The following is a 2,079-nucleotide window of genomic DNA, read 5'->3' as shown; positions in this document are numbered from 1 at the left end:
TTCTTGTAAGTCTTCAGGTGGTCTTTGAAGAAATCCCGACACAGGTAGCGACGGATAGTATCCAGTGGGGTTTCACCACTCTTCTGGCCAAGGGATTCAGCAACAAAGATAAGGTTTTCTCGTGTATGTTCTTTTGACCATGCTACGGTCAGGAATTCTTCAAATCGCTTAGTGGCATCATCCTCGAACCATTCGGTATCGGTCAGAGGGATGATTCCATCATCGTCAGCTTTGAAGGTGGTGTAGCGGTTCGGGTCAAATCCCTCATTCCCGGAGTGAGCATAGATGAGTCCGGGTTCGTCCAAGCTGTAACGACCCATCATGCAGCCGATGGCGTAGCTGACCAACTCCTTCATGGTGTCTGTTTTTTGCAAAACTTGCAACTCTTCGGCAGTCTTCTCACCGCTGTAGCGGTAGTAAGGATTGCAGGTCAGAGTGATTTCACGAAGAGGCACGTCCGGGGTAAGTTCGTCCTGGAGACCGTAGGCATCGATGAAGAGTCGATTGTTCTCCTCTTCCAAGGACTTCATGGTCAGAGTGTTCTCTTGACTCTGCTTCAACCATGCTGCGTAGGAATTTGAGATGGTAGTGAGCTTCAGAGGTGCTGTGAGCATTGGGAAGGATTGGAAGTCCCAGGAGGTTTCATAGGAGTCCCAGTCAAATTCCGTTATTTTTATACACCTATTTGAATTTTCAGTCACGCAAATATTTATTTTGTTCAAAATCGGGATGGACGCAACATCCTCAATATTAATATTCAACGTTGGATTGATTATCTTCATGAAGTATGTGGAAGTTTTTGAAGTTAGAGCACCAAGTATATCAACTGTTTTTGAAATTTCCGGGAAGACACATGAACCTCCGGTCCCAAAAATTGCACCACATTTAAAATATCGCACTCCAAAAAATGAAGAGCTCACAGCAGTCCATGTTAGTCCACTTTGAAAATAGAATGACTCATTGGAAATTTTCCATCCTAGATTATCTAGAGACAGCTGAGGGTAATTAATTAATGTATTTTGTTTGATTTCTTCCCCATCATTTTTCCAGTTAACAACCCATTCAAGATTTCCAAACCACTTTCTGTAATCTCCTCCTTTTAAAAATGGAAACCATTTTGCCCTAGAATTTTTAGCCTCATTTCTTGTGGAAGCGTTTCTATTGAAATTGTTTATAGCAATCTCATACCAAATCCTTAAAAATCTTAAATTATCGCCAGTTCTCATACCAACACGCGGTTTGTATAATTTTCCAAGTAATTTGTTTGATGCAAAATTTTCCACTCCATCTTTGTTGGCCCAATACGCCACCGGGCTGCCAGGGATTTTTTGGAAGTCGTCTTGCCTTGCTGTACAGAGACGTTCATTATTTGGTGGGAAATGAAATGGTACACCATCCTGAGAAAGTTCAGAATATCTAGCGCAACAGAAATTTGACAAATATTGATGCTGGCTACTGTTTCTTACTGAAATTACTGCTACTCCAAAGTTAATGCCCATCGCTGTTGGAGAATGCCCATCATATGGAAAATGAGCAAGACATATCAAGGTGTTCTGCTTTAATAATTTGTTCCTAAATTGTTCGTAGCTGGAAAGAAACATCCAGCTTTGCATTGTGACCATGCTATTGAAGCCAGCCTTTGTGGCCATTTCAAAGCCACGTTCAATAAAGCAGGCAAACAAATCAGATTTGGCGTTAGGAAATCTTTTTTTGACAAAATCCTTAACGGATAAATTCATTCCGTTATTGCCCATATACGGAGGATTGGCTACTACACAATCATATTTCTCTGCCAAAAATGCAGCTTGAATCACGAATGGACGCAGAAGCTCAATCGCCTTATTCTTGTACATATCTTTACCAGTTTCCTGGGATACCAATTCTTGAAGCTGAGGCAATGCTGAAATCAGATTTGCTGGAACCTGGATGAGTGAGCCGAAGGTCTTGGCTTCATAGAACAGCTCAATCAAAGAGCGTATGGCAGATTTGGTTGATAAGTCATCCAGACGCAGATTATCAATGACATCCTCAACCTGCACGCCTTGTGAGGACTGCAAAGACAGCACATTCAGCTTTGGA

The 2,079-nt window shown here is 41.9% G+C and carries 1 protein-coding gene; it reads right to left on the bottom strand.

All coding sequences use genetic code 11. From position 1 onward, the window contains the following. Positions 1 to 2,079: BREX-1 system adenine-specific DNA-methyltransferase PglX (gene pglX / locus EJP87_RS15645; RefSeq protein WP_130472783.1), on the bottom strand; the 2,079-nt coding region annotated here is incomplete at both ends.

Source organism: Candidatus Magnetaquicoccus inordinatus, assembly GCF_004217665.1.
GTDB classification, from domain to species: Bacteria; Pseudomonadota; Magnetococcia; order Magnetococcales; family Magnetaquicoccaceae; genus Magnetaquicoccus; species Magnetaquicoccus inordinatus.
The sequence above is the reverse complement of the archived record's forward strand: the minus strand, read 5'-3'. Positions and strand labels throughout refer to the sequence as shown.